The sequence below is a fragment of the Croceicoccus sp. genome (assembly GCF_983967925.1).
In genome coordinates, this window is record NZ_CFETID010000010.1 from 21,783 (window position 1) to 47,647 (window position 25,865).

The 25,865-nt window shown below is 65.7% G+C and carries 25 protein-coding genes; 10 read left to right on the forward strand and 15 right to left on the reverse strand.

Annotated features, from left to right (window positions below; translation table 11 throughout):
- Positions 1-21 precede the first annotated feature (21 nt).
- A complete protein-coding gene (queG, locus tag AC4FIJ_RS07495) occupies positions 22-1,080 on the forward strand; it encodes a tRNA epoxyqueuosine(34) reductase QueG (RefSeq protein WP_490336161.1) in 1,059 nt (352 codons plus the stop codon).
- Here the strand turns inward: queG and AC4FIJ_RS07500 are convergent.
- The 5 genes from AC4FIJ_RS07500 to AC4FIJ_RS07520 all read right to left on the reverse strand — a co-directional run bounded on the left by AC4FIJ_RS07500 (position 1,077) and on the right by AC4FIJ_RS07520 (position 6,457).
- Entirely contained in the window at positions 1,077-2,309 is a 1,233-nt protein-coding gene (locus AC4FIJ_RS07500; protein WP_490336091.1) for an NAD(P)/FAD-dependent oxidoreductase, read from the reverse strand. The genes queG and AC4FIJ_RS07500 overlap by 4 nt on opposite strands.
- Before the next feature lie 91 nt (positions 2,310-2,400).
- Complete coding sequence (locus tag AC4FIJ_RS07505) at positions 2,401-3,396, reverse strand: LLM class flavin-dependent oxidoreductase (RefSeq protein WP_490336092.1); 996 nt, start codon at positions 3,394-3,396, stop codon at positions 2,401-2,403.
- A gap of 30 nt (positions 3,397-3,426) precedes the next feature.
- Positions 3,427-4,209, reverse strand: a complete 783-nt coding sequence (locus AC4FIJ_RS07510; protein WP_490336093.1) for an alpha/beta fold hydrolase — start codon at positions 4,207-4,209, stop codon at positions 3,427-3,429.
- 30 nt (positions 4,210-4,239) lie between these two features.
- Positions 4,240-5,346 (reverse strand): M48 family metallopeptidase, encoded by a 1,107-nt coding sequence (locus tag AC4FIJ_RS07515; RefSeq protein ID WP_490336094.1) that lies wholly within the window; start codon positions 5,344-5,346, stop codon positions 4,240-4,242.
- Complete coding sequence (locus AC4FIJ_RS07520) at positions 5,303-6,457, reverse strand: YjgN family protein (protein WP_490336095.1); 1,155 nt, start codon at positions 6,455-6,457, stop codon at positions 5,303-5,305. The genes AC4FIJ_RS07515 and AC4FIJ_RS07520 overlap by 44 nt, the downstream gene beginning before the upstream one ends.
- A gap of 352 nt (positions 6,458-6,809) precedes the next feature.
- On the opposite strand from AC4FIJ_RS07520, the gene thrS reads away from it, so the two are divergent.
- From thrS to AC4FIJ_RS07535, 3 genes are read left to right on the forward strand one after another with little or no spacing between them, the layout of a single operon-like run.
- On the forward strand, positions 6,810-8,807 hold the full coding sequence (gene thrS, locus AC4FIJ_RS07525; protein WP_490336096.1) for a threonine--tRNA ligase: 1,998 nt from the start codon (positions 6,810-6,812) through the stop codon (positions 8,805-8,807).
- Between the two features lie 25 nt (positions 8,808-8,832).
- Entirely contained in the window at positions 8,833-9,720 is an 888-nt protein-coding gene (locus AC4FIJ_RS07530; protein WP_490336097.1) for a DMT family transporter, read from the forward strand.
- A gap of 42 nt (positions 9,721-9,762) precedes the next feature.
- Entirely contained in the window at positions 9,763-10,293 is a 531-nt protein-coding gene (locus AC4FIJ_RS07535) for a hypothetical protein (RefSeq protein WP_490336098.1), read from the forward strand.
- A 6-nt stretch (positions 10,294-10,299) separates the two neighbouring features.
- On the opposite strand, the gene sdhA is transcribed toward AC4FIJ_RS07535, so the two are convergent.
- From sdhA to sdhC, 3 genes are read right to left on the reverse strand one after another with little or no spacing between them, the layout of a single operon-like run.
- Positions 10,300-12,117 (reverse strand): succinate dehydrogenase flavoprotein subunit, encoded by a 1,818-nt coding sequence (sdhA, locus tag AC4FIJ_RS07540; RefSeq protein WP_490336099.1) that lies wholly within the window; start codon positions 12,115-12,117, stop codon positions 10,300-10,302.
- Between the two features lies 1 nt (position 12,118).
- Positions 12,119-12,499, reverse strand: coding sequence for a succinate dehydrogenase, hydrophobic membrane anchor protein (gene sdhD / locus AC4FIJ_RS07545; protein WP_490336100.1), 381 nt, complete (start codon positions 12,497-12,499; stop codon positions 12,119-12,121).
- A gap of 20 nt (positions 12,500-12,519) precedes the next feature.
- The gene (sdhC, locus tag AC4FIJ_RS07550) at positions 12,520-12,921 is read right to left on the reverse strand and encodes a succinate dehydrogenase, cytochrome b556 subunit (protein WP_490336101.1); all 402 of its coding nucleotides are present in this window, start codon (positions 12,919-12,921) and stop codon (positions 12,520-12,522) included.
- Between the two features lie 205 nt (positions 12,922-13,126).
- Between sdhC and AC4FIJ_RS07555 the strand changes: the two genes are divergently transcribed.
- Genes AC4FIJ_RS07555 through AC4FIJ_RS07570 form a run of 4 tightly spaced genes read left to right on the forward strand, consistent with a single transcriptional unit; the run spans position 13,127 to position 16,302 of the window.
- Complete coding sequence (locus AC4FIJ_RS07555) at positions 13,127-13,861, forward strand: SDR family NAD(P)-dependent oxidoreductase (protein ID WP_490336102.1); 735 nt, start codon at positions 13,127-13,129, stop codon at positions 13,859-13,861.
- The gene (gene bla / locus AC4FIJ_RS07560; RefSeq protein ID WP_490336103.1) at positions 13,851-14,741 is read left to right on the forward strand and encodes a subclass B3 metallo-beta-lactamase; all 891 of its coding nucleotides are present in this window, start codon (positions 13,851-13,853) and stop codon (positions 14,739-14,741) included. The genes AC4FIJ_RS07555 and bla overlap by 11 nt, the downstream gene beginning before the upstream one ends.
- Positions 14,738-15,643 (forward strand): 50S ribosomal protein L11 methyltransferase, encoded by a 906-nt coding sequence (locus tag AC4FIJ_RS07565; RefSeq protein WP_490336104.1) that lies wholly within the window; start codon positions 14,738-14,740, stop codon positions 15,641-15,643. Before bla ends, AC4FIJ_RS07565 begins: the two co-directional genes overlap by 4 nt.
- Positions 15,616-16,302: a DUF2459 domain-containing protein gene (locus AC4FIJ_RS07570; RefSeq protein ID WP_490336105.1), complete on the forward strand. Its 687-nt coding sequence runs from the start codon at positions 15,616-15,618 to the stop codon at positions 16,300-16,302. Before AC4FIJ_RS07565 ends, AC4FIJ_RS07570 begins: the two co-directional genes overlap by 28 nt.
- Positions 16,303-16,325: 23 nt before the next feature.
- Here the strand turns inward: AC4FIJ_RS07570 and AC4FIJ_RS07575 are convergent, their stop codons facing one another.
- From AC4FIJ_RS07575 to ligA, 3 genes are read right to left on the reverse strand one after another with little or no spacing between them, the layout of a single operon-like run.
- Positions 16,326-17,459, reverse strand: a complete 1,134-nt coding sequence (locus AC4FIJ_RS07575; protein WP_490336106.1) for a transporter — start codon at positions 17,457-17,459, stop codon at positions 16,326-16,328.
- Positions 17,460-17,513: 54 nt separating this feature from the next.
- Entirely contained in the window at positions 17,514-17,939 is a 426-nt protein-coding gene (locus tag AC4FIJ_RS07580; protein WP_490336107.1) for a hypothetical protein, read from the reverse strand.
- Between the two features lie 43 nt (positions 17,940-17,982).
- Positions 17,983-20,121: an NAD-dependent DNA ligase LigA gene (ligA, locus tag AC4FIJ_RS07585; protein WP_490336162.1), complete on the reverse strand. Its 2,139-nt coding sequence runs from the start codon at positions 20,119-20,121 to the stop codon at positions 17,983-17,985.
- A gap of 118 nt (positions 20,122-20,239) precedes the next feature.
- Here ligA and AC4FIJ_RS07590 point away from each other — a divergent pair, with 118 nt between their 5' ends.
- Positions 20,240-20,725: a DUF2165 family protein gene (locus AC4FIJ_RS07590; RefSeq protein ID WP_490336108.1), complete on the forward strand. Its 486-nt coding sequence runs from the start codon at positions 20,240-20,242 to the stop codon at positions 20,723-20,725.
- A 4-nt stretch (positions 20,726-20,729) separates the two neighbouring features.
- Here AC4FIJ_RS07590 and AC4FIJ_RS07595 read toward each other — a convergent pair whose 3' ends face one another.
- Entirely contained in the window at positions 20,730-21,431 is a 702-nt protein-coding gene (locus AC4FIJ_RS07595) for a glutathione S-transferase family protein (protein WP_490336109.1), read from the reverse strand.
- A gap of 82 nt (positions 21,432-21,513) precedes the next feature.
- The gene (locus tag AC4FIJ_RS07600) at positions 21,514-21,948 is read right to left on the reverse strand and encodes a DUF4019 domain-containing protein (RefSeq protein WP_490336110.1); all 435 of its coding nucleotides are present in this window, start codon (positions 21,946-21,948) and stop codon (positions 21,514-21,516) included.
- A 187-nt stretch (positions 21,949-22,135) separates the two neighbouring features.
- Between AC4FIJ_RS07600 and AC4FIJ_RS07605 the strand changes: the two genes are divergently transcribed.
- Positions 22,136-22,807, forward strand: a complete 672-nt coding sequence (locus AC4FIJ_RS07605) for a YitT family protein (RefSeq protein WP_490336111.1) — start codon at positions 22,136-22,138, stop codon at positions 22,805-22,807.
- Between the two features lie 533 nt (positions 22,808-23,340).
- Here the strand turns inward: AC4FIJ_RS07605 and yihA are convergent.
- Positions 23,341-24,006, reverse strand: coding sequence for a ribosome biogenesis GTP-binding protein YihA/YsxC (gene yihA / locus AC4FIJ_RS07610; protein WP_490336163.1), 666 nt, complete (start codon positions 24,004-24,006; stop codon positions 23,341-23,343).
- Between the two features lie 8 nt (positions 24,007-24,014).
- Positions 24,015-25,787, reverse strand: a complete 1,773-nt coding sequence (yidC, locus tag AC4FIJ_RS07615; RefSeq protein WP_490336112.1) for a membrane protein insertase YidC — start codon at positions 25,785-25,787, stop codon at positions 24,015-24,017.
- Between the last annotated feature and the right edge of the window lie 78 nt (positions 25,788-25,865).

Consider the following 25,865-nt stretch of genomic DNA (forward strand, 5'->3'; position numbering starts at 1 on the left):
AGCGCTGACAGGCTGGAACGGCTGAGGCAAGCGCTTCTGACACGGGCGCAGGAGGAAGGCTTCGTTGCTGCCGGGATCGCCGGCGCGGGCGAGGATCCGCGCCGGATCGCACGGCTGAAGGGCTGGCTGGACGAAGGACGCCACGGCTCGATGGGCTGGATGGAGGACCGCGCCGACCAGCGCGGCGCGCCGCAGACCCTGTGGCCCGAGGCGCAGAGCGTGATCGCGCTGGGCATGAGCTATGCGCCCGGGCACGATCCGCTGGCGCTGGAGGGGCAGGGGGACCGCGCCCGCATCTCGGTCTATGCGCAGGGGCGCGATTATCACGACACGGTGAAAAAGGCGCTGAAGCGGTTGGCCCGCTGGCTGGTCGAGGAAGCGCGGCGCGAAGGGATCGAGGCGGGAGTCAAGGTCTTCGTCGATACCGCGCCGGTGATGGAAAAGCCGCTGGGCGAAGCGGCGGGCATCGGCTGGCAGGGCAAGCACACCAACATGGTCAGCCGCACCCATGGCAGCTGGCTGTTTCTGGGAGCGATCTACACCACCCTGCCGCTGCGCGCCGACGAGGTGCATCCGGACCGCTGCGGCAGCTGCAGCGCATGCCTCGACGCGTGCCCGACGAACGCGTTTCCCGCGCCGCGCCAGTTCGATGCGCGGCGCTGCATTTCGTACCTCACCATCGAGCACAAGGGGCCGATCCCCGAGGAGTTCCGCGAGGCGATGGGCAATCGCATCTATGGCTGCGACGACTGCCTTGCGGTGTGCCCGTGGAACAGCTTTGCCCAAAGCGCGGCGGCCAATCGCGCCTTCCTGCCGCGCGCCGAGCTGGTTGCGCCGCGGCTGGCGGAATTGCTGGCGCTGGACGATGCGGGCTTTCGCGCGCTGTTCTCGGGCTCTCCCATCAAGCGGATCGGGCGCGACCGGTTCGTGCGCAATTGCCTGATCGCGGCGGGCAACAGCGGCGAGGCGGCGCTGATCGAGCCGGTCGGCGCGCTGCTGACCGATCCCGATCCGGTGGTGGCCGAAGCCGCCGGGTGGGCGCTGGCCCGGCTGGAGCGCGCGCTACAGCCAGTCGGTTAGCCCTCTGCCATTTCCTTCAGCGCCACCTCATTGTCGGACAGCAGATCCGGGTCGATCACCGCATGGCGTTCGACCAGCTTCTTGCCCTGCACGTAATCCTTGATCTTGTTCACGCAGTCGAGCGCCACGACCTTGCCGTCGCGCAGATAGACGATGGAAAAGCTGCGGCTCTCGGGCTCGCCGCGCACGACGAACTGGTCGAAGCCCATCGACAGGCCGACGGTCTGCAGTTTCAGGTCATACTGGTTTGACCAGAACCACGGCGTCGCCTTGTAGGGCTGTTTTTCGCCGCAGATCGCCAGCGCCGCCGTCTTGGCCATGTCATTGGCGTTCTGCACCGATTCCAGCCGGATCACCGCGCCGTCGGCATAGTCGTTGGCATGCGCCGCGCAGTCGCCGATGGCATAGACGTCCTCAAGCGAGGTGCGGCAATAATCGTCGACGTCGACCCCGTTCGCCCCGGTCGCGCCCGCCACGATCAGCGGGCCGATGCAGGGCACGATGCCAATGCCCACGATCACCATCTCCGCCTCGATCTCGCTGCCGTCCGACAGGCGCACGCCGGTGACCTTGTCCCCGTCGCCCAGGATGCAGTCGACGCCGGTTTCCAGCATGATATTGACGCCGTGGTCGCGGTGTTCCTTTTCGTAGAAGCGCGACAATGTCTCACCCGCCACGCGCGCCAGCACGCGGTCGAGCATTTCGATCAGCACCACCTCGATATCCAGCTTGCGCAGCACCGCCGCCGCTTCCAGCCCGATATAGCCGCCGCCGATGACGACGCAGCGTTTCGCGCCCGCGTCGATCTCGGCCATCATGCGGTCGACATCGGCGCGCGTGCGCACGGCATGCACGCCGCGCAGCTCCGCGCCCGAACAGGACAGCCGCCGCGCGTCGCCGCCCGCTGCCCAGATCAAATGGGAATAGCCCATGTCCTCGCCATTGCTCAGCTTTACGGTCTTGGCGCGGGGATCGATCTCGGTCACGCTGGTGCCCAAAATCAGATCGATGTCCTTCTCACCCCAGAACTGCGGCGGACGGATATACAGCCGCTCGAACTCCTTCTCGCGCGCCAGATATTCCTTGGACAGCGGCGGACGTTCGTAAGGCGGCTCCTTCTCGCGCCCGATCATGGCGATCGAACCCTCGAAACCGGCCTGCCTCAAGGCGAGTGCGGCGGCGGCACCGCCGTGCCCTGCGCCCACGATGATGACGTCTGCTTGATTCATCCCAATCCTTCTCCCCCCGGCATTCGGGCCGGGCCAATCGCGCACAGGGCTAGGGCAAAGCCGACCGGGATGGCAAGACGCTTGCGCTGCATCAGGCGGGAAGTGCCGCCTCCATCGCCTCCATGGTCAGCGAGAGCGAGCGTTCGCGCGCGGCGGGGTCGAAGCAATTGCCCGCCAGAATCAGCTCGTCCGCACCCGTGCGGCGGACCAGCGCGGCCAGCTGCTCGCCCACTTCCTCGCGCGTGCCGATAGCGCTGACCGAGCGCATCGATTGCAGCATGGCGGCGGCCTGCGGGGGAAGGCTGTCGCGGTATCCGGGAACGGGCGGCGGCAGCTTGCCGGGCGTGCCGGTGCGCAGGGCCACGATGCTCTGGTCCCCGCTCGAGGCGAGGAGATAGGCTTCCTCGGTCGTGTCGGCGGCAAAGGCATTGGTGCCGACCATCACATGCGGTTTTTCGTATTGTTCCGACGGCTGGAAGAACTCGCGATAGACGCGCAAGGCATCGTCAAGCTGAGTGGGCGCGAAATGGGCCGCGAACGCATAGGGCAGGCCCAGCCGCGCGGCGAGCTGCGCGCCGAACAGGCTGGAGCCGAGCAGCCAGATATCGATATTCGCGCCCGCGCCGGGGGTGGCTTGCAGCGGCAGCCTTTCGTCGCCTGCGAAGATCGCCTGCAGTTCGACGACGTCCTGCGGGAAATTCTCCGCCGCGCCGTGCAGGTCCTTGCGCAGCATGCGTGCGATCCGGCCATCGGCGCCGGGTGCGCGGCCCAGCCCCAGGTCGATGCGGCCCGGAAACAGTGCCTCCAGCGTGCCGAACTGCTCGGCAATGACGAAGGGGTTATGGTTGGGCAGCATGATCCCGCCCGATCCGATCCGGATGGTGCTGGTCGCATGGCCGATATGCGCAAGGCACACCGATACCGCGCTGCTGGCGATGCCGGGCATGGCGTGATGTTCGGCCAGCCAGAATCGGTGATAGCCCTCGGCCTCGGCATGGGCGGCAAGGCGGGCACTGGCGGCCAGCGCGTCGGAGGCGGTGCCGCCTTCGACAATGGATACGAAATCGAGAACGGAGAATTTTGTCATGGGACCGATATGGGGATCAGGCCCCCAGCCTCAATGCAGCAATTCTTCCAGCGTGGACAACAGCAGCTTTATATCCTGTTCGCGTGACAGGCGGTGATCGCCGTCCTTCACCAGCACGACGCGAATGTCATCGCCCGCCAGCGTATGCGCCAGCCGGATCGAGGTTTCCCACGGCACGTCATCATCGCGCTGGCCGTGCAGCAGGCGGGTCGGCGCCGTGATCGCCAGAGGCTCTCCCAGCAGCAGCTGCTCCTCGGCATCGGTGAAGAAACCGGGATGCGTCGGCGTGGGTTCGGGGCCATAGGGATTGTCCTCGTACAGCACCTTGCCGCTGGCCAATGCGCGCCGCTGCTGTTCGTCAAAGCCCCAGCTGGTGAAATCGGGCGCGGCGGCAATGCCGATCATGCCCGCCACCGACGCATCGCCATGCGTCGCCGCCAATTCGCGCGCGACCAGCAGCATCAGCCAGCCGCCCATCGACGATCCGATCAGCAGCACGGGCCTGTCCGGTGTGCCCGCGCCGTGCTGTTCGATCAGGTGCAGCACCTCGTCCCGCCAGCGCGACAGCGTACCATCTGCAAATCGCCCCGCGCTTTTCCCGCAGCCCGAATAGTCGAGCAGCAGGCACGCGCGCCCATGGTCCGCCGCCCATTGCAGCACGGCCTCCGCCTTCGATCCCGCCATGTCGGACATATATCCGGGCAGGAACACGATCAGCGGGCCGTCACCCTCGGCATGGCGGCAGGCGAGCGCAAGGCCGTCCGGACCGGAGCAGCGCGTGATCTCGGGAAGCGGGGTCGCGGTTTCGCTCATGCTCGTTTCACTCTCCGGTCGGGGGCAGCGCTAAAAATAGAATTCCTCGACGTCTTCGTCTTCGTCGCACATGGTTTTCAGCGCGCCGAAATCCTGTTCGGACAGCGCGGGCCGGTAATCCGCCCCTTTTTGCGCGGCGCGTTCGAACTGTTTCTGCCGTTCGGAGGGGACGGGATGGCTTGCGACCCATGCGGCCCAGTCGGGCCCGTCGCCGTGCTCCTTCTTCAGCCTTTCGAAAAACGCCGCCGCGCCCAGCGGAGAGATATCCGCCGCCGCCAGCCTTTCGCGCGCATATTCGTCGGCCTCGCGTTCGGCCGATCGGGTGTAGCTGGTCGACGCGATGCCAAAGATGCCGCTGCCGACGTCGGAATTGATCCCGCCCAGCAGGATCGACAGGCCGAACTGCCGCAGCAGCGCCTGCATGACGTGGCGTTCGCGCACATGGCCGATTTCATGCGCGATCACGCCCGCCAGCTCGTCCGCGCTTTCCGCTTCCTGCACCAGCCCGTCGAATACGACGACCCGCCCGCCGGGCAGGGCGACGGCATTCACCATGTCGATATTGGCGATGTCGACGCGGGTGACCGGGCGTTCGGGGTCGATCGCGGCGGCCAGCTGCTTCAGCGCAGGATCGCCGAATTCGGAATGGCACAGCGTGTTGCCCATGTCGCCGATCACCGCATCGCCCGCGCGCCGTTCCCACGATTGCGGGATCAGCGGGCCAAGCCAGTTGGGCAGCGTCAGCACCGCCGCCAGCGCCACCGCGCTGATCCCCGCAAACAGGGCGGCGGCCTTTGGCAGGCCCAGCCGGTCGATCCAGTGGCCATAGCGGCTTTCGCCCGGCAGGCGTTCGGCCAGATCGGGCGGGATCGTGCCCAGCAGGCGCAGGCGAAAACCGCGATTATCGTTGAGCGACAGAACCGGACCTTCGGGGCGGCGCTCGACAAAGCGCAGATCCTGCAAGGGCAGGGCGGTTTGCGTCCCGTCATCCTCCCGCAATAGCAGGACGCTGCCCGACAGAGAGGCATGGCCGGTCCGCTTGCGCGCCGTCAGCCCGTCGTACCACTCCGCCTCGACCATCTCCGCCACGAAGCTAGATCGCACCCATATCGAACGCGTCCAGCAGACCTTCGCCATGTTTGGCCATCGGCGTGTCGGATTGCATCAGCGCGTCGGGATCGATCACGCCATAGGCTTCCACATAGGTGATGAAGAACTTCCAGTGGCGATAGGAAAGGAAGATCCAGCCGACGCCCAAGGTCACCAGCACCAGACCCACATCGCCCAGGATCAGGCGGAACCAGTCCTTGGTGGTCGCCGAAAAGCCGAAACTGATATCGTCGCCCAGCCGCATCTCGCCGATCACCACGCGCAGATATTTGGCATAGAAGAACAGATAGGCCAGCCCCCACAGCAGGTAGAAGGCGACGAAGCCGATCGCGATCAGCCCGCCCAGCGCGCCCCACGCCAGTTCCTTGCGGTCGAACTCTCCCGCCGCACCGATACCCAGCGCGACCGCCCCGATGGCAAGGAAACCGACGATCAGCAGGATCAGCGGCGCGAGATAGAACAGCAGATATCGCTTCATCACCGGCGAGAAATCGGCCTGTCCGCTGAAACGCAGTTGCCCGAAGCTCATGTGCCCCCAGCGCTCGTTCCACAGCGAGACCATGGCCCACGGCACCATCAGGCCCATCGCCAGATAGCCGACCGCATATTTCCACATATAGGACAGGCCATAGCGAAAGCCGGGGTCATAGCTGCCGCCCCGGATTCCGCGCCAATGCGTGCGGCCCAGCCGGTAGCGCAAGGCCCGATAGCGCGCGACGCCCGACAGGTAGAAGATCGTCAGCACCATCGCCACCATCAGCGCCGCGCCGAGGCCCGGATAGCCCTGGATCATCAGCGCCTCGACCACGAATTGCAGGACGAGCACGGGAATGCCGAACAGCACCGCGACCATCAGGAAGCCGAAGAACAGCTCCTTGCCAAGACCGGTCCATTCGAGATGCTCGTCGATGAAGCGGCTGCGGCTCCACAGATATTGCCGTTCGCGGGTGGTCGCCCAGAACCGGTAGATGCCCAGCGTGACGATGGTCAGCAGCAGGTTGGTAAAGGCGATGGGCGCGAATTCGCGCCACGTCCCTTCGAACACGAAGGCCGATGCGGGGCCGCCGTCGGCATTGGCCGGGTCGCCGCCCGAAGGCGCGCCGCCGTCTCCGCCGAAACCGCCAGCCATACCGTCCATGTAACGACCCCTCGTGACCCTTGCCGTAAGGGTCACGCCATAGCGGCAGAGTGTCAAGCAAACGGTAACGCGCCCGGAGCGTTTTTCACGGCTTCGAAAGGGTGACAGGGCGCTGCATCGTCGCTATCTGTCATGGCATCATGAAGCAGATCCAGACCGCGACCACGACGACGACTAACACCCGGCTCGCCCGGGGACGGCTGGTCGCGCATTGACGCTGCCGCCGTCGCCCGGGGTTCGGGCGGACGGCGTCTCTTCCCGATATCCCGCTTTTTTCGCCGACGCCGCCCCTTCCGGCTGGGCCGTGCATGTGCCATGGCGCGCCCAGCCCTTTTGATCGGCCTGAGAGACTATGAGCGAACTTCTGAAAATCAGCCTGCCCGACGGTTCGGTGCGCGAGATGCCCGCAGGCTCAAGCCCCGCCGATGTCGCCGCCGCGATCGGCCCCGGCCTTGCCAAGGCCGCGATCGCCGCGCGCGTCGATGGCGAACTGCGCGACCTTGGCCGCCCGTTCGACGGCGATGCCGAGCTGGCGCTGGTGACCGCGCGGGACGAGGATGACGCGCTGGAGCTCGCCCGCCACGACTATGCCCATGTGCTGGCAGAGGCGGTGCAGACGCTGTGGCCCGGCACGCAGATCACCTTTGGCCCCGCGACCGACGACGGGTTCTATTACGACGTCATGGCCCCCGCCACCCGCGACCCGTTCAGCATGGACGACCTTCCCGCCATCGAGGAAAAGATGCGCGAGATCATCAAGGCCGACAAGCCGCTGCGCCGCGAGGTCTGGACTCGCCAGCAGCTGATCGACCGCTGGAAAGCCGAGGGCGAGACTTTCAAGGCCGAATGGGCCGCCGAACTGCCCGAGGGCGAGGAACTGACCGTCTATTGGTCGGGCGAGGACTGGCTCGACATGTGCCGCGGCCCGCATCTGCCCTCGACCGGAAAGCTCGACCCGCAGGCGTTCAAGCTGATGCGCGTCGCCGGTGCATACTGGCGCGGCGACCAGAAGAACGCGCAGCTGACGCGCATCTACGGCACCGGCTGGCTCAATAAAAAGCAGCTGAACGCGCATCTGACGCGGCTGGAAGAGGCCGCCAAGCGCGACCACCGCAAGCTGGCACGCGAGATGGACCTGTTCCACTTGCAGGAAGAGGCGCACGGGTCGGTCTTCTGGCATCCCAATGGCTACAAGGTCTGGCGCGAGCTTGAGGCATATATGCGCCGCGCCATCGACGGCGCGGGCTATCAGGAGATCAAGACTCCGCAGGTGATGGACGCGCGCCAGTGGGAGAAATCGGGCCACTGGGGCAAGTACCGCGAGAACATGTTCGTGGTCCCCGACGAGGTGCCCAACGTCGAGGACGAAGGCCCCGTCGTGTCGCATGACGCCGACTGGATGGCGCTGAAGCCGATGAACTGCCCGGCCCATGTGCTGGTGTTCAAGCAGGGCATCACGTCCTATCGCGAGCTGCCGATCCGCCTGTACGAGAACGGCTGCTGCCACCGGAACGAGCCGCATGGCGCGCTCCACGGGCTGATGCGGGTGCGCCAGTTCACGCAGGACGACGCGCATATCTTTTGCCGCGAGGACCAGATCGTCGACGAGGTTCGCGCCTTCTGCGAACTCGCCGACCGGGTCTATCGCGATTTCGGTTTCACCTATTCGATCAAGCTGGCGCTGCGTCCCGACCAGCGTTTCGGCAGCGATGCCGACTGGGACAAGGCCGAGGACGAGCTGCGCAACGCGGTGATCGAGGCGGGCCTCGCGACGGAAGAATACGGTTGGGAAGAACTGCCCGGCGAAGGCGCGTTCTATGCGCCCAAGCTGGAATGGCACCTCACCGATGCCATTGGCCGCACATGGCAGGTGGGCACGATCCAGTCCGACCGCGTGCTGCCCGAACGGCTGGACGCGACCTATGTGGGCGAGGACGGCGAGAAGCACCGCCCGGTCATGCTGCACCGCGCGATCTTCGGTAGTTACGAACGTTTCATCGGCATTTTGATCGAGCATTTCGCGGGCAAGCTGCCCGTGTGGCTCGCGCCGGTGCAGGCGGTCGTGGCGACCATCGTGTCCGATGCGGACGATTACGCGAACGAGGTGGTCGCGAAACTGCAGGCCGCCGGCGTGCGGGTGGAGAGCGATCTTCGCAACGAGAAGATCAACTACAAGGTCCGCGAGCACTCGGTCGCCAAGATCCCTCACCTGCTGGTCGTCGGCAAGCGCGAGGCCGAGGAAGGCACCGTCGCGATCCGCACCTTGGGCGAACAGCAGCAAAATTTCTGCTCGCTGGACGAGGCGATCGCCATGCTGAAGGCGGAGGTCACCCCGCCCGATCTGACATGACCGTGCAGACGGGCAGACACGGGTGATGACCGCGCGCAGCTTTCTGTGGCTGGTCGGGATCTGCCTCGTCTGGGCGCTGAACACGATCGTGTCGAAAATCGCGGTGAGCGATCTGGGACTGCCGCCGCTGTTCTACGCGACGCTGCGCTCGGCGGTGGTGGCGCTGGCCCTGCTGCCGTGGTTGAGGCCGCTGCCGGACCGTTTCCTGTTCGTCGCCGCCACCGCGCTCTCGGTCAGCGGCGGATCGTTCGCGCTGCTGTTCATCGGTCTGACCGATGCCAGCCCCTCGGCGGCTGGCATCGTCAGCCTGACCGGCGCGCCGCTGACGGTGCTGTTCGCGATCATCCTTTTGCGAGAAAAGGTGCACTGGCGGCGCGCGCTCGGTATCGCGCTGACCTTCGTGGGCGTGGGCATCGCCGTCGCCTCGCCATCGGGCTGGCAAAGCAGCATCGGCCTGCTGTTCGTGGGTGCGTCCTCGGTGGTGGGCGCGCTGGGCAGCGTGGGCCTGAAACGCATATTGCTCGAACCGCTGCGCATGCAGGCGTGGGCGGGGGCGGTATCGGCCATCGTGCTGCTGCCCCTGTCGCTGGCGCTGGAGCATGGACAGGTCGCCGCCGTCGGAGCGCAGCCATGGGGCGCGCTGGGCGCGATCCTGTTTTCCGGGCTGGTCGTCTCGGTCGGCGCGCACACGCTCTATTTCCGCCTGCTGGCCGAGCATGACGTCAATCTGATCGCGCCGCTGACGCTGATGACGCCGGTGTTCACTGTGCTGCTGGGCGTGTCGCTGACGGGCGACCAGGTGGGGCCTACTCTGGTCGCCGGCGCGCTGGTCGCGGCGGCAGGCGTGCTGGTGATCGTGCTGCGGCCGGGACGGAACTATCTCAAGGCGATGCTGGTGCGGACGCGTTTGTAGGTGTTAGCGGGTTTTTCAGAACTATCCGCATACCCAAAATGAATGACGATCGCCGACCATAGTTTTTATCCCGGAGAAGGCGCCAACCCAGAGCAGATGCTCCGGCTGGCAGATGAATACAAGGCGGCAGCCGAAGCATTGCGTAATATGAAATGCGGAGGTGAGCGCGCCCCTTTTCGCCTGCTCGCCATCCATGCGATTGAGCTATACTTAAACGCTTGGCTTTCTGTCGAAGGACATCCGAACCGCCGGATCAGGGGTCTTCAGCATGATCTGATGAAACGGATCGAGCTGGTTGAGGAGGGCAAGCTGCGATTGAGAAAGCTGACACTGCAGCATCTGAGGCAAATTTCATTATCGAGAGAATATCTGGTTTCCCGCTATCAGCCATCGGGCTCTAAGCTGTCGGAACTGAACCGCCTTGAAGCGACGTTGAACGAAATCGCCAGGAAGATTTCCGCCCATGTGGTGCACGAGCAATCCCGGCGCAGCGCTGAGATCCTGCCTCACGTGCACAAACAAAAAGGGCCGGAAGCCCCAACGCCTCCGACCCAATTTCGTCCAAACCGGTAAGGCGGATCAGTAGACCCGCTTCTTCGGCTTGATGTATTCGATATCGTCGGTCAGCGTGAACTCGTGCACCGGGCGGTAGTCCAGCTTGACCGATCCGCCCTTGCCGCCCCAGCCATCGAACCAGCTGGCGGTGTGCTTCATCCATTCGGCATCGTTGCGCTCGGGAAAATCCTCGTGCGCGTGGGCGCCGCGGCTTTCCTTGCGGTTGAACGCCGAATGCATGGTGACGGTGGCTTGGCTGATCAGATTGTCCAGCTCCAGCGTCTCGATCAGGTCGCTGTTCCAGATCAGCGACTTGTCGGCCACGGAGATGTCCTCCATCCGCGCATAGGTGGCGGCCAGCTTTTCCTTGCCTTCCGCCATCAGTTCGTCGGTGCGGAACACGGCGGCGTGGGCCGACATGGTGCGCTGCATCTCGTTCCGGATTTCCGCGGTGGGCGATCCGCCCTTGGCGTAGCGGAAATGATCCAGCCGCGACAGAGCGAAATCCGCGCTGTCCTTGGGCAGGTTGTCATGCGCCGTGCCCGGCTTGATCGAGGACTTGAGGTGGTGGCCGGTCGCGCGGCCGAACACGACAAGATCGATCAGCGAGTTGGAGCCGAGGCGGTTCGCGCCATGCACCGACACGCAGGCCGCTTCGCCCACGGCATAGAGGCCGGGGACCACGGTTTCGGGATCGCCGTCGGCGCCGATGGTCACGACCTGCCCGTGATAGTTACACGGAATGCCGCCCATGTTGTAATGCACGGTCGGCACCACGGGCAACGGCTGGCGCGTCAGGTCGACGCCCGCGAAGATCTTGCCGCTCTCGGTAATGCCGGGAAGCCGCTCTGCCAGCACCTTGGGATCGATGTGATCGAGGTGGAGGAAGATGTGGTCCTTGTCATTGCCGACGCCGCGTCCTTCGCGGATCTCCAGCGCCATCGAGCGCGAGACGACATCACGCGAGGCGAGGTCCTTGGCCGAGGGGGCATAGCGTTCCATGAAACGCTCACCCTCGGAATTGGTGAGATAGCCGCCTTCGCCGCGCGCGCCCTCGGTAATCAGCACGCCCGCGCCATAAATGCCGGTGGGGTGGAACTGCACGAATTCCATGTCCTGCAGCGGCAGGCCCGCGCGCAGCACCATGCCGCCGCCGTCGCCGGTGCAGGTATGCGCGCTGGTCGCGGTATAATAGGACCGGCCATAGCCGCCGGTCGCCAGCACCACCGCATGCGCGCGGAAGCGGTGGATCGAACCGTCGTCCATGCACATGGCGATCACGCCCTTGCACTCGCCGTTGACCATGATGAGGTCGATGGCGAAATATTCGATGTAGAAGTCCGCGTCATACTTCAGCGACTGCTGATACAGCGCGTGCAGCATGGCATGGCCGGTACGGTCGGCCGCCGCGCATGTCCTCTGAACGGGAGGCCCTTCGCCCATGTTCTGCATATGGCCGCCGAACGGGCGCTGATAGATCGTGCCCTCCGGGTTGCGGCTGAACGGAACGCCCGCGTGCTCAAGCTCGATCACCGCCTGCGGGGCTTCGCGCACCAGATATTCGATCGCGTCCTGATCGCCCAGCCAGTCCGACCCCTTGACGGTGTCGTACATGTGCCACGACCAGTGGTCGGGCGTGTTGTTGCCCAGCGATGCCGCGATGCCGCCCTGCGCCGCCACGGTGTGGCTGCGGGTGGGGAACACCTTGGTGATGCAGGCGGTCTTCAGCCCGGCCTCGGCGCTGCCCATGGTGGCGCGCAGGCCCGAACCGCCCGCGCCCACGACGACGGTGTCGTAGGTGTGGTCGATGATCTTGTAGGCGGGTGCAGTCGTTTCGGCCATTTTACGCGCCTCCCAGCGCGATGCGGATCACGCTGACGACGCCAAAGACGCCCAGCGCGACAAACGCGAGATTGAGGAGCAGCAGCACCGCGAAGCGGTTGGCGCCGTGCAGATAGTCTTCCATCATCACCTGCATGCCCAGACGCGCATGCCAGAAGGTCGAGACGATCAGCAGCACCATCGCGGTGGCCGCGAACGGGCTGGACAGCCAGCCATAGACGGTGCCGTAGGAATAGTCGGGCATGGCGAGCAGGCTGAACACCAGCCACAGCACCAGCAGCAGATTGCCGACCGCGGTGAATCGTTGCAGCAGCCAGTGATGCGCGCCCTGATGCGAAGAGCCGAGCCCGCGTACGCGGCCGATGCGAGTTCCGTTACCCATGAATCAAATCCCCGTGTGGCTCACTTGGCGAACAAGATCACCGCCCAGAACAGGACGGTCAGCAGAATGCCCAGCAGGATCGAGATCGTCGACCAGCGATTGTTGCGATCGACCTCGTACCCCGCGCCCACGTCGAGCACGAGGTGGCGGATCCCGCTCATCAAATGGTTGAAGAACGCCCAGCTGATGCCGATCAGCACGATGATGCCGATGGGGCTGCCCATCACGGCGGCAAAGGTTTCATACGCCGCCGGACCCGAAGCGATCGCGCCCACGAACCAGAGCAATACGGCCACGCCTGCCACCGCTAGCCCATTGCCCGACACGCGGTGCAGGATGGAGACGGCCATCGCCGGGCTCCATTTCCAGATGGACAGATGCGGCGAGAGCGGGCGGGCCGCGTTGCCTTTGGGATGCGCCATGGATTTCAATCCCCTGCGATATGCGGCCAGCAAGCGGATCCCGCCAGGATGGAATCCACGCCGCGTCAAAGAAAGGTGCTGCGGGCGCGAATGGCAGGCCCGTGCGGCGTAGGCAAGGGGTTATATGGTGCCTCTTGCGATGCGCAGGGGGACGGCCTATCTCGAAGGCTTGCCCGCCGCGCCTGCGCGCACTACCGGGTTTTCCATGAAAAAGCATCGCACGACCACGGCCCTCGTCACCGGTTCCACACGCGGCATCGGCCTTGCCATCGCCGATGCGATGGAAGCGCGCGGGATCCACGTCATCCGCCACGGCACCCGCGCCGAGGGCCCCGCCAGCGTCGCCGCCGACCTCGCCGATTCTGCCGAAACCGCCCGCCTGTGGGACGAGGCGCGCGAGAAGGCGGGCGGCCGCATCGACGTACTGGTCAACAATGCCGGCGTGTTCGAGGCCAGCCCGATCGACAACACCGACGGATACTGGCTGGCGGAATGGGAGCGCTGCCTGCGCATCAACCTGACCAGCGCGGCGCAATTGTCGCGGCTGGCGGTGCGGCAGTGGTTGAAGGATACGGTCGAACCGGTGGCAGGCAGGCTGGTCAATATCGCCAGCCGCGCCGCCTATCGCGGCGATTCGCCCGATCACTGGCATTATGCCGCGGCCAAGGCGGGCGAGGTGGCGATGACCAAGACCATCGCGCGCGCTTATGCGCGGCAGGGCATTCTGGCCTTCGCGATCTGTCCGGGCTTCACCGATTCGTCCATGGCGGGCGACTATCTTGCCTCGCGCGGCGGGCCGGGATTGCTGGCGGACATCCCGCTGGGCCGCGTGGCCGAACCGGCGGAGATCGCCGCCATCGCCACATTCTGCGCCACCGACGCGCCGCCCAGCATGACGGGCGCGGTGCTCGACGCGAATGGCGCCAGCTATGTCCGCTAGGGCCGTGGCGGCACTGGCCGCCCTGCTGGCAAGCGGATGCGCCGGTGCGGGTGAGGCTCCTGCCGAAACCGTGCCGCCAGCCTCCGGCTGGGTGGCCGCCTGCGAGGACTGGGACGAATGGGACAAGCGCGGACCGCCGTTCCGCATCCACGGTGACAGTTTCTACGTCGGCACCTGCGGCATCGCGGCGATCCTCGTCACCGCTCCGCAAGGCCATGTGCTGATCGACACCGGCACCGAAGCCGGAGCCGAAACCGTGCTCGCCAATGTCGCACGGCTGGGCTTCGACCCGCAGGACATCGCGGTGCTGCTGTCCAGTCACGAGCATTTCGACCATGTCGGCGGCGCGGCGCTGGTCCAGCAGAGGACCGGCGCTAAACTATATGCCAGCGCCCCCGCCGCCGCCGTTCTGGCCAGCGGAAGGGCGAGCGGGGACGATCCGCAGGCGGACATGCACGACCCCATGGCGCCCGCCCGCGTCAGCCGCATCCTCGCACCCGGCGAAACGGTCGAGGTCGGCCCGCTGCGCCTGACCATGATCGCCACGCCCGGACACACGCCGGGGGCGGTCAGCTGGCAATGGCAATCCTGCGACGGTGCGGATTGCCGCAGCATCGTCTATGCCGACAGCCTCTCGCCGGTCAGCGCGGACGATTACCGCTTTTCCGATCACGCCGCCTATCTGGCCGCCTATCGCGCGGGGCTGGGCGATCTGGCCGCGCGCGATTGCGACATCCTGCTCACCCCGCATCCCTCGGCCAGCCAGATGCGCGAGCGGCTGGTCGCCGGCGATCTGACCGATGCGAACGCCTGCAAGGCCTATGCCGCGTCTATCTATGCGCGGATCGACGAGCGGCTGGCGGCAGAGGCCGCACAATGAGCTGGAAGATCACCGCCCATGCCCCGCGCGACGTGGTGCAGGCCGCGCTGGTCGCGCATGAGGATGTGTGGGACTGGGACCCCGAGATCGTCATCGCGGGCAGCGAGATTGCCGAGGACAAGCCGCACGACTGGAAGCTGGAGGCATGGCTGCCGCGCAGACCCACCAAACAGGACAAGGCCGCCGTGGCAGGCCTGTTCGCCTATGGCGCGCCCGCGCTGGGGGTTGAGAAACTGCCCGACACCGACTGGCTGGTCGCCAGCCAGAGCCTGACCCAGCCGATCCGTGCGGGCCGGTTCCATGTCCACACGCCCGACTTCCCCCCGGTGGACGAGCCGGGGATGCGCGACCTGCTGATCCCCGCCAGCCAGGCCTTCGGCACCGGCCGGCACGAGACGACGGCGGGCTGCCTCGCCATGCTGACGCTGATGAAGCGCGAGGGCGTTACCGTGCGCAATTTCGCCGATATAGGCACGGGCACGGGCCTGTTGGCCTTTGCGGCGATGGATCTGTGGCCGCGCGCACTGGCGCTGGCGTCCGATATCGACGCGGTCTGCACGCAGGTCGTGGAATATAACGCCGAGGCGAACGGCTTCGCGATGGGCGGCGGTGCGGGCGAACTAGTGATGACCGTGGCCGAGGGCTGCGATTCCCCGCTGATCGCGGCGCGCGCGCCCTATGATCTGGTGATCGCCAATATCCTTGCGGGGCCGCTGATCGAACTCGCCCCCGATTTCGCGCGCATCTGCGCGCCGGGCGGGCATCTGGTGCTGGCGGGCCTGCTCGAAACGCAGGAACAGGCGGTGCGCCGCGCCGCGTTTCGCGCCGGTTTCCGGCTGGCGCGCAGGGCGGTGAACGGCGACTGGTCGATCTTGTGGCTGCGGCGGCGATCCGCGCGCTGAGGCTCCTGCGCGCCGCCCTTGGCTGGGCGTCGCTGGCGCTTGGCGCCTATTTCCTGCTGGGCTGGATCGGCTCGTCCTTTCCGGTGAACCGCGATTTCCGGGAGACCGATGACGGGGTGGAGATCCTGATCGCGACCAATGGCGTCCACAACTCGGTCGTCATGCCCGCCCGCACCGAGGGGCTGGACTGGCACCGCGTCTTCCCTCCCTCCGACCTCGGCAATCCATATCGGCCCTATACCCATGTCGGCATCAGCTGGGGCCAGCGCGAGGTGTTTCTCGACACGCCGACATGGGCGGATCTCTCGCCCCTGCTGGTACTGCGCGTGGCGGTCGTGGGCGGCGAGGGGCTGATGCATGTCGAGCATTGGGTGAACCCGCAGCCCTCGGAACATTACCGCCCCTTGCGCATCAGCCGCGCGCAATATCGCCGCCTCGTCCGCGCGCTGCTGCGCGACCTGCCGCCGCCGGAGCAACGCCGGTCCTATCCCGGCTATGGCGCGCAGGACGTGTTCTACGGCGCGCGCGGCACCTACACGCTCTACCTCACCTGCAACGAATGGGTGGGCGAAAGCCTGCGCCGCGCGGGCATCCTGACCGGCGCATGGACGCCCTTCGAAAGCTCGGTCATGAAATGGGTGCCGCCCCCGGAACAATAGGGGGAGCGGCACCCATCAGCCTATCAGAACGTTTGGCTGAGGCTGAGCGCCAGACGCCAGTCCTCGGGCAGCTGGATGCCGTTCAGGTCCTGATAGAGCGGGAAGGCGGCTTCCGCGCTCAATTGCGGGCGCTTGGCGGAACCGAACGGCAGCAGCGCGTTGACGCCAAGGCCAAGCCGGACGGTATCGCCGCCGTAATTTCCCTGTATGTCGGCGGGCGAGCTATGGCCGTGGGCCGCGTTGTAATGCCCCTCGATCGCGCCCTCATGTTCCCAGCCCAGACGCGCCACCGCGCCGACCGAAGGCGTCAGCGCATAGCTGGCCCAGCCGGTCGCCAGCGCGACATCGCCAGAGGCAAAGCCCGACCTGTTCTCGTCCTCTGCCCGCCATTTGTAGCTGGCCTGCGCGCCCCAGCCGAACAGGCCGTCCTGCGCGGATACGGTCACCGAAGGCTCTATGTCCCAGGTCCCGCTGCCGGGCTGCATGCCGTAATGGACGAAGCTGCCGTCACCATTGCGTTTCGAGACCGAACCGGTCGGCACCCACACGCCCAGCGTGGCATGGGCGTTGAAGCCGCCGGTCCGCGCCAGCCGGTATGAGGCCGACACCAGCGTATCGGAAAAGCCCTCGACCGAATGGGTCATGGTGTCGCCAAAGCCGATGGAATGGCCGCCGTGGCCTCCCATGCCGTTCATGTCGTCCATGTCGCCCATGCCGTGATCCATGCCCTCCATCGGATCGATGCCCAGCATGGTCATCCGGTGCCGCATCCACATCGGCATCACCATCAGCGTGACATCGTCGCTTGGCGCATACATCAGGTCCAGCATGACCATGTCCATCGTCATGTCGCTGGCGCGCACGGCATAGCCTGCGGCGAGAACCTCAGCGTCGGTCAACCTGTCTGTTCCCGACTGGTTCGCCCCGCCGTAATTCTCGCGCATCCAGCGAAGCCCGACCATGAACTCGCCGCCGTCATGCATGTGGTCGTTCATGAGCGATGCGCTGGGGTGCATCAGCGTCGGCTCCACCAGTATGGGCGGTGCTTCGCCTTCCATGGTGGCGGTATCGGGGGCAATGGTGTCGTCCGCCAGCGCGGAATTGGCGCAGGCAAGGGTGATGAGCGCGCAGGCCATGCGCGCCGAAAAGCGTTTCATTTCGAATATCCTGTCTGTGTGCTTGGAAAGGCCGGAGCGATCCGGCCGAAGGCATCAGGCAGGAAGCGGCGGTGCGCGGCTGGGCGGGCGTTCGCGGGCGATCCGCTGAAGGATCAGCGGCGCGCGAACCGGAATGGCGGCCTGGCCTTCGGGCAGCGGCGGCTGCGGCAGCTGCGCGAAGGGCGGTTCGGGTGCATGGCCAGCCAGTGCGGTAAAGGCGCAGGGCGGGGCGTCGTGCGGATCGAAAGCGTCGGGTTCGTCAGCCGCGGTGCCGTGATGCGCGTGATGCGCGCCCTGTGTGTCGGGGCGGGGCGGCGAGCCAAAAATCCGCCCCATTGCCGGATCGGTGGGGCAGGGCATCAGGACCGATCCGTCCGCCAGATCGGCGGGCATCCATCCCGCGGGCACCAGCGCACGCACCGCAAAGGCAAATGCCAGCACGCTCCAGATCAGCCAGTGTCTATGCCGGATCGCGCCCATCGCCGCCGCGCCTAGAGCGCAGCGAGCCGCCCTGCAACAGTCCTTATCCGGCCTCGGCGACGATCGCGGCCCAGCCGGCCTCGTCGATGACCTCGATCCCCAGTTCCTCGGCCTTTTTCAGCTTGGACCCCGCGCCGGGTCCGGCGACCAGCAGGTCGGTCTTGGCGCTGACCGATCCGGCGGCCTTGGCGCCCAGACGCTCGGCCTGCGCCTTGGCTTCGTCGCGGCTCATGGTTTCCAGCTTGCCGGTGAAGACCACGGTCATGCCCGATACGCGGCTTTCGGTCGTTTCCACCACATAGGGCGGGGGATCGACCACGCCGCCGCCCGGCTCTGCGCCGATCAGGTCGTTCCAGACGTCGCGGTTGTGATCCTCGTGAAAGAAATCCGCCAGCGCCTCGCCCACGGCCCAGCCGATGCCGTCGGCGCCGCCCAGCACGCTCTTGGCCTTGTCGGCCATGCGCGACTTGAACGGGCTGATCGCCTCAGCAGGGCCGCGGGGATGGGCTTCACGGTAATCGAACAGTTCCTGCGCCTTGGCGGGCAGCAGGCGGATGTCGCCTATGCCCTTCAATATGTCGCGCGCCGTCACCGCGCCGACATGGCGGATGCCCAGCCCGAACAGCAGGCGCGCCGAATCGGGCGTGCGCTTGTTTTCCACCGCCGCCAACAGGTTGTCGACAGACTTGTCCTGCCACCCCTCAAGGCTCAGGATCGCCGCGCGCCGGTCTTTCAATCGGAAGATGTCGGCGGGGCTTTCCAGCCAGCCCAGCGCGAAGAACTCGTCGATGGTCTTCTCGCCCAGCCCCTCGATATCCAGCGCGCCGCGGCTGACGAAATGCTTCAGGCGCTCGGTCCGCTGGGCGGGGCAGATGAGGCCGCCGGTGCAGCGCACGTCGACCTCGCCCTCCTCGGCCACCGCCTCGCTGCCGCATTCGGGGCAATGGTCGGGGAAGGGGAAGGGCGGGCGGTCTTCGTCTCGCGTCAGGTTCTCGACCACCTGCGGGATCACGTCGCCCGCGCGCTGGATCACCACGCGGTCGCCGGGGCGCACGCCCAGCCGCGCAATCTCGTCCCGGTTGTGCAGCGTGACATTGGTGACGGTGACGCCGCCGACCAGCACCGGGGCAAGGCGGCCCACCGGAGTCAGCTTGCCGGTGCGCCCGACCTGTATGTCGATGCTTTCCAGCACCGTCTCGGCCCGCTCCGCCGGAAACTTGCGCGCCAGCGCCCAGCGCGGCGCCTTGGCGACGAAGCCCAGGCGCTGCTGCCAGTCCAGCCGGTCGATCTTGTAGACGACGCCGTCGATTTCATAGGGCAGGCCCGCCCGCCCCTCGGCAATCGCGTTGTAGGCGGCGAGCATCTCGTCCAGCGAATGGCAGATGCGGAAATCGGGCGAGACGGGCAGGCCCCAGCCTTGAAGCGCCTTCACCACATCGTGCTGCGTTTCGCCCGGAACGTCGCTGGCCGCGCCCCAGCCATGCGCCCAGAAGCGCAAGGGGCGTTTCGCGGTGACGCTCGCGTCCTTCTGGCGCAGCGATCCGGCGGCGGCATTGCGCGGATTGGCGAACTGGCGGACGGCTTCGGGGTCGAACGTCTCGCCCTTCGCCTCGGCCTTGCTGCGCGCCTCTTCCATCAGCGCTTCGTTCAGCGCGGTGAAGGCGGCGCGTTCCATATAGACTTCGCCGCGCACCTCGAACAATTCAGGCACATCGCCCTTCAGCTGCTGCGGAATGTCAGGGATATGCGCGACATTGGCGGTGACGTCCTCGCCCACCTGCCCGTCGCCGCGCGTGGCGGCGCGCACCAGCCTCCCCCCTTCATAGCGCAGCGAACAGGACAGTCCGTCGATCTTGTCCTCGGCGGTGACGGCCACCGGCTCGTCGGCATCCAGCGCCAGGAACCGGCGCACCCGCGCCACGAAATCGGCCACCTCCTCGTCGTCGAACGCATTGTCGAGGCTCATCATCCGAACCTCGTGGCGAACCTTCGACAGCGGCGAGGCGGCGATTTCGTGCCCCACCTCCTGCGACGGGCTGTCGGCGCGCACCAGATGCGGGAACGCCGCCTCCAGCTCGGCATTGCGGCGCACCAGCGCGTCATATTCCGCGTCCGAAATCTCGGGCGCATCGTCAGCATGATAGAGCCGGTTGTGCCGGCCGATCTGGCGCGCCAGCCGCATCAACTCGTTCGCGGCTTCCGCTTCGGTGATTCCGTCCAGCGTCACGCTTTTTCGCCCTTTTGCTTGTTCCATGCTATCCCGCCGGCAGGGGCGCGGATGATCTGGGGGGACTGTTAGCATGACGGACCGGATTCTGAAGGCGCTGATGAGCGCAATCGTCGGACTTATCGCGCTGCTTTATGTCGCGCATAATCTGGCGAATGTCGGCGCGGCCTATGATTTCTTCACCTACACCACCAGCCACGCGGACCAAGAGGCCTATCCGGTCACGCTGCTGCCGGTGCCGCCGCCGTTCGTGATCGTGATCGCCATGGGGCTGGTCTTCACGCTGGAAATCGCCGCCGGTCTGCTGTGCCTGTATGGCGCGTGGCACCTGTTCGCGCTGCGCCGCGCCGATGCTGCCGCCTTCGAAGCCGGCAAGAGATGGGCGAAGATCGGCCTCGGCTGCGCGGTGCTGAACTGGTGGGGCCTGTTTCAGGGGATCGCGATCGCGGGCTATCAACTGTGGCAGATGCCGCTGGGCGAAGGGCCGATGATGGGGTCGTGGATCTATGGCGGGATCGCGATGATGGTCCTGATCTACATCGGCCAGCGCGGGGATTAGGGCCTTACCCGGCCGCCATCTCGAATGCCTCTATCCGCCATTCCTCGTCCTCGGCCCCGGCGATCCATTCCTGCATCCAGTCGTGTTCCCACAAGGCTTCCATGTATGTCTCGGCAAACTGCGGAACGCCGACGCCATAGGTGATGAAACGGCTGACAACCGGCGCGTAAAAGATGTCCGCAGCCGAATAGCCGCCGAACAGGAACGGCCCGCCCGATCCGAAGCGCGAGCGCGCCTCGGCCCATAGCGACAATATCCGCACGATATTGCCCCTCGCCTCGTCGCCCAGGGCTATCCCTTCGACCCGGCGGCGCACGTTCATCGGCATCTCGCGCCGCAGCGGCAGATAGGAACTGTGCATTTCGGCGACCATCGACCGGCACAGGCCGCGCGCGACCGGATCCTTGGGCCAGAACCGGCTCTCGCCCCCGGCGGCCTTGTTGGCGGTGCGGCATTGCTCGCGCACCTTGTCGTCGAGATATTCCATGATCGCCAGGCTGTCCCAGATGACGACCTCGCCGTCCCACAGGATCGGCACCTTGCCGCTGGACGGCTGAACGTCGGCCCAGCCCTTCTTGGCGTCTTCCCATTCCTCACCGCTGATATTGACGGTGATCTCCTCGAACGAGAGGCCGGACTGCTTCGCCGCGAGCCACCCGCGCAGCGACCAGCTGGAATAGTTCTTGTTGCCGATGATGAGTTTCATGAACGGCGGATTAAACCCGCGCGCTCGTTAAGTCGAGCGGTCAGAAGCCCGTCGGCCCGATCCCGCCGGCTTTCTCCCGCGTTCAGGCGGATCTGACGAAATAGCCGATGACCGCCCAGCCCGTTTCTTCCTTCGCAAGCGTCACGACCTCGACCGCTTCGGGCATCGTCTCGAACGCCGTGGCGAATTGCAGCACGACATAGTCGCCATCGGGCGCGCCGGGCAGGCTCTCGGCGGGCTCGGCATTTAGAAACGCGCGCGAAACGACGCCGCCTAGCTGCTCGCGCACCGGCCGCAACTGATGCGTCCATCGGCCCGAGGTGATTTCGGACCGGAACAACAGGCCCGCCTGCTGCCAGCTTTCCTCCCACTGCCCGTTGTCGATCAGGGCCAGCCATTCCCGCGCGGCAGCGGCAGAAGCCGGTTCGGCCATGACCGAAGGCGCGGGCGGGGCATCGGGCTGGGCGGAGCCGCCGACCGAAAGGGAGAGTGCAAGGGCAGCGAATACAAGCGACATGATGATCCTTTTCCGGAGGAGACGGCGCGACCATAGGGGCGCAGCGAAATTGTTTCCAGCGCAGTAGCCGCCGCTTGGGGCTTGCGCCGCGCGCCGCGATACGCAAAAGCCGCGCGCAGGCCCGCGTGCGACGACACGGCGGCCACGACAAGAGGATGCCTGGCCGTTTCGTGATGCGAAGGACGCCATGCAGCAGTCGACCGACACCAGTTTCCCGCCTTCCGGCCCCGTAGCCCAGCCCGCCTCGCACCCCGCGGCACGCGACGGCACGCGCCATTCGCTGGCAGAGGACTGCTATGCCATCGTGATCGGCAGCAGCATGATCGCCTTTGCCGTGGTGCTGCTGAAACAGGCGGGGCTGGTGACGGGCGGCATGGCTGGCGTGGCGCTGCTGGCGTCCTATCTGCTGCCGGTCCCGGCCACGACCCTGTTCATCGTCATCAACATCCCGTTCTTCTTCTTGGCCGCGCGGGTCATGGGGCGCGCCTTTGCGCTTAAGACGCTGCTCGCCAATGTGGCGATCATGGTGCTGGGCATGGTCTTGCCATGGGGCATCGTGACCGAAAGGGTGGACCCGGTGTTCGCCGCGCTGCTGGGCGGCTGGATGGCGGGGCTGGGGATCTTGTCGCTGGCGCGCCACGGCGCGGGCGTGGGCGGTTCGGGCATCGTGGCGCTGGCGCTGATGAAGACGAAGGGCTGGAACGCGGGCCGCACACAGATGATCGGCGACGCGGTGATCGTCACGGCCTCGCTCGTCACACTGGACTGGCGCGCGTTTTTTGTGTCGATCCTGTCGGCGCTCGCGATCAATTCGATCCTGATGGTGAACCACCGTCCCGGCCGCTACGTCGGCCATTAGGCGGTGCGGACAAATTCGAATGTCCGCTGACGGCCTGATTGCGGTTATGATTGTTCGACAGGTTCAATGTCTGAAATCGGGTGGGTAGCCGCCGCTTGCGATGTTAGGATCAAGTGATGAAGCCCGGTTCGTTCGCTCATAAAAACGCTCGCTTCCTCCGAGGCTATGGTCGAATTTTCATACCGATTTGGCTGGCAGTCGCTGGGCTAGGCGCAATCGTTGCTGCCGCTGACTCCTTCTTGGAGTTTGGGTTGGGGTACGATTGGAATGACGCAAAAACCGGCCTGATACTGTTCGGTTGTGGGATCCCATTTTGGTTTGTTTGGCAAGGCGCTTTGACACTTTACGAGCGGCTCAACGAGATAATGTTTGGACCTGACCCCTACAAGAAAGACGATTAAGTCCGCAAATACGGTCGTTAGCTGCCATCGGCGAGCGATGTTTGCAAACGTCAGCTTTCACCCGATCTCAGCCGTCAAACCGGTAATGAATTTTGCCCACGCGCCTACGTCGCCCGCCAGACGTGCAGCGGATCAGATCTCCGCGCTCTCCAGCACAAAGCCGCGCAGTTCGGCGATGCCCATGCCCTTTTCGGCGGAGGTCACCGAAAGCTCGGGGTAGGCGCCCGAATGCTTGCGCGCTTCGGCCAGGGTGCGGGCGGTGACCTCTTCCAGCTCGCTCGCCTTGATCTTGTCCGCCTTGGTCAGGACGATGCGATAGGACACCGCCGCGGTGTCGAGCATCTCCATGATCTCGTGGTCCACCGGCTTGATGCCGTGGCGCGCGTCGATCAGCAGCAGCGTGCGTTTCAGCACCTGCCGCCCGCGCAGATAGTCGTTCACCAGGAAACGCCATTTCTTCACGACCGCCAGCGGCGCCTTGGCAAAGCCGTATCCGGGCATGTCGACCAGCCGGAACTGCACCGGTCCGCTCTCGCCCCCGCCGACGTCGAAATAGTTCAATTCCTGCGTGCGCCCCGGCGTGACCGATGTGCGCGCGATCGCCTTGCGCCCCGTCAGCGCGTTGAGCAGCGACGACTTGCCCACGTTCGATCGCCCCGCAAAGGCGATTTCCGGCACCGTCGGTTCGGGCAGGAACTTCAGCTGCGGCGCGCTGAGCAGGAAACTGACGGGGCCCGAGAACAGCTTGCGCGCGCGTTCTTCATATTCGGCGCGGAGGTCCTGTTCTTCGGGCGTCAGATCCTCGCTCACGCCTTGGCCTTCGCTTCTTCGGCCTTGCGCTTCTTCTCTTCCGCGTCCTTCGCCGCCAGCTCCTTCAGTTGCGGGTGGCGCGAATAGAGATATTTCTGCTGCGCGATGGTCAGCGTGTTGGAGGTGATCCAGTAGATCAGCAGACCCGCCGCAAAGGGCGCCATCACGAACATCAGCACCCAGGGCATGATCATGAAGATCTGCTGCTGCGCCGGATCCATCTGCGCGGGGTTCAGCTTGAACTGCAGGAACATGGTCAGGCCCAGCAGCAGCGCCAGCACGCCGATCGCGAGGAAGCCGGGCGGCTGGAAGTCGAGCAGGCCGAACAGGTTCAGGATATGCAGCGGATCGGGCGCGGACAGATCCTTGATCCACAGCACGAAGGGCTGGTGGCGCATATCGATGGCGATCAGCAGCACCTTGTAGAGCGCAAAGAAGACCGGGATCTGCAGGAACATCGGAAGGCAGCCCGCCAGCGGGTTCACCTTCTCTTCCTTGTAGAGCTTCATCATCTCCTGCTGAAGCGTCTGCTTGTCGTCCTTGTACCGCTCCTGCAGGCCCTTCATCTTGGGCTGCAGCGCGCGCATCGCGGCCATGCTTGCGAACTGCTTCTGCGCGATGGGGAACATGATGCCGCGCACGATCAGCGTCAGCAGGATGATCGCCACGCCGAAATTGCCGACCGCGCTGTTCAGCGCCTTCAAAAGCCACAGGATCGGCTTTTCGAACCAGCGGAACCAGCCCCAGTCGATCGCCAGGCTGAAGCGGTCAATGCCCTGCGCCTCATAGGCCTCCAGAACGTCGCTTTCCTTGGCGCCCGCGAACAGCCGCGTGGTGCGCGACACCTGCTTGCCCGGCTGGACGGTGACGGGATCGTAGATCAGGTCGGCGCGGTAATGCTTGTCGCCCAGCGCGCGGAACGATCCGTCGGCGGACGCGGTCTCTTCGGGCACCAGCGCCGACAGCCAGTAGATGTCGGTAAATCCCAGCCATTCCGAGCTTCCCTCGGCAGGGATCACCTTGGTCTCGTCCAGATCGTCGTAGTCGGTGCCGAAATCGACCGAATTGTCGACATCGGCGATGGGGCCGGACTGCACGTTCCAGATGTCGCTGCTGGCGGTGCGGCTGGTGCGGTTGATAAAGCCATAGGGCTGTACCGCGACTGGCCCGTCGCCGGTGTTCGCCACCGTCTGCGTGGCGGTGATCAGGTAATTGTCGTCGACCTCGAAACGGATCGCGAAACGCTGGCCCGAACCGTTGTTCCAGCTGAGCGTCACCGGGCTGTCCGGGGTGAGCGGACCGCCTTCGGATTGCCACACGGTATCGGGACCGGGGACCGACACGCCTTCTCCGACCCAGCCGAACTGGGTGAAGTATTGCGCCGGCGTGCCATTGGGCGAGAACAGGCGGACGGGCGGCGAATCCCTGTCGACCGTCTGGCGGTGGCGGGTCAGCGTCAGATCGTCGATGCGCGCGCCGACCGGATTGATCGATCCCTCCACCGCGGGCGCCGCGATGGCGACGCGGCCCGCATCGGCTAGCTGGGTTTCAAGATCGCGCTCTTCTTCCTCAATATCGGCGGCGGACGTCAGCCCGCCCTCGCGATTGCGGCCGCGGGGCGCAGGTTCGTCCGCGTCGGCGGCGGCCTGCGCGGCATTCTGCGCCTCTACCGCGGGCTGCGGATAGAAATACTGCATGGCCGAATCCCAGCCGAACAGCAGCAAGGCCACGAGGACCAGTGCGACCAAGATATTGCGCTGGTTTTCCAAAATCCCAATCCAGTCGATCTAAAATTCAGGCGCCGCGAAACCGGGCGCACGTCCAAACTGTTCGAGGCCTGCCGATCC